This is a genomic window from Leisingera sp. F5, assembly GCF_001593695.1.
Genome location: NZ_LUKH01001071.1, coordinates 1 through 1,303 on the forward strand (window position 1 = coordinate 1; position 1,303 = coordinate 1,303).

Annotated in this window: 2 protein-coding genes and 1 pseudogene; 1 reads left to right on the forward strand and 2 read right to left on the reverse strand. The window is 60.3% G+C overall.

Annotation, left to right across the window (positions count from 1 at the left end; genetic code table 11):
• Positions 1-139: pseudogene (locus A2I95_RS38960) on the forward strand (ATP F0F1 synthase subunit B); the annotation flags it as partial.
• A gap of 131 nt (positions 140-270) precedes the next feature.
• On the opposite strand, the gene A2I95_RS38965 reads toward A2I95_RS38960, so the two are convergent.
• A complete protein-coding gene (locus tag A2I95_RS38965) occupies positions 271-687 on the reverse strand; it encodes a VOC family protein (protein ID WP_260007048.1) in 417 nt (138 codons plus the stop codon).
• A gap of 90 nt (positions 688-777) precedes the next feature.
• On the reverse strand, positions 778-1,303 hold a 526-nt coding region (locus A2I95_RS38970), incomplete at its 5' end, for a FadR/GntR family transcriptional regulator (protein WP_291737735.1).

Sequence of the window (1,303 nt, forward strand, 5' to 3'; positions counted from 1 at the left end):
TGTGAAGGAAGTGCGCGACCAGGCGATCACAATCGCTGTTGCTGCTGCGGATCAGGTGATCTCCAAGCAGATGACCGCCGCCGAGGCCAACAAGCTGATCGACGCCGCCATCGCGGATGTGGACGCCAAGCTGCACTGAGTTTGGCAGACACTGTTGAGTTTAAAAACCCGGCCCAAGCGGCCGGGTTTTTTTGTGCGTGATCGGGAGGGGATGATGTGAACCCATTCCGCAAATCCCCGCGCCGCCGCAGATTGCCCTTGCCGCCTGCTTTACCCGTCGCGCCCAGGTTCGTTTGGATCGCTGGAGAACAGTGCGATCTTGTTGCCTTGAGGATCGCGCAGGTACCCAACATAGAAGTGAGGCCCGTAAGAGGCACGAAAGCCGGGCTGGCCCTCGTCCGAACCGCCTGCTGAAAGCGCGGCGGAGTGAAGGTTGCGAACCTGTTGTTGATTGCACGCTTCAAAGGCGACCATAGACCCGTTGCCGGCCGAGGCCGGGCGCCCGTCGAAAGTTGGTTTAACGTAGAAGTCAGGCGGAACCGGAGACTGACCGGACCCAACAGGCAGTACGTAACTTAGGCCCTCAGACCCCTCTTCCAGTTTGTATCCAAGGGCTGGCAGGAACGCAGAATAAAACTGCTTCGCGCGCGCGATATCATCCGCTCCGACTGTGATATAGGCGATCATTTTTCGTCTTTCTTTCCGGCCCCCAAAGCCGGCATTGGTTTGATAGTGGCACAATTCGGTTTGCCCCGAATTCCGTTCATGGTTTCAGCCTCACCCCTTCCCCGTTTCATGCTCCAGCCGCTGCTTGGCCACCTCCGCGTTGCGTTCGGCGCGCTGGTGGTCGGTTAGGGCTTGTTTCACGTAGTCCAGATGGGTCTCCACCGCTGATCGGGCTGCCTGGGGGTCGCGGGCCTGCAGGGCGGCGTTGATGGCGCGGTGCTGCTCCAGCAGCGCCTCATAGGTGGTGTGCTGCTGGAACATGATCCGGCGGTTGTAAAAGACCCCCTCGCGCAGTAGATCGAACATCGAACGCATCATGTGCAGCATGATGACGTTGTGGCTGGCGTCCATGATAGCGGAGTGGAACTGAGCGTCGAGCCGGGCCGCTTCCTCGGACACGGCGGGATTGCCGGCCGCCTCCATCTTGTCAAAGATCGTTTGGATCACCTGCAGGTCATAGTCCGACCCGAACCGGGCGGCGCGCTCTGCGGCCAGCCCCTCCATGTCGCGGCGGAAGGAGAGGTAATCAAACACCGCCTCGTCATGGGTGGCGAACAGCTGGATCAGTGCCGGCGAA

Excerpts from the sequence above, each read along its gene's own strand:
- A2I95_RS38965 (WP_260007048.1), bottom strand. The coding sequence starts at position 687 with ATGATCGCCTATATCACAGTCGGAGCGGATGATATCGCGCGCGCGAAG.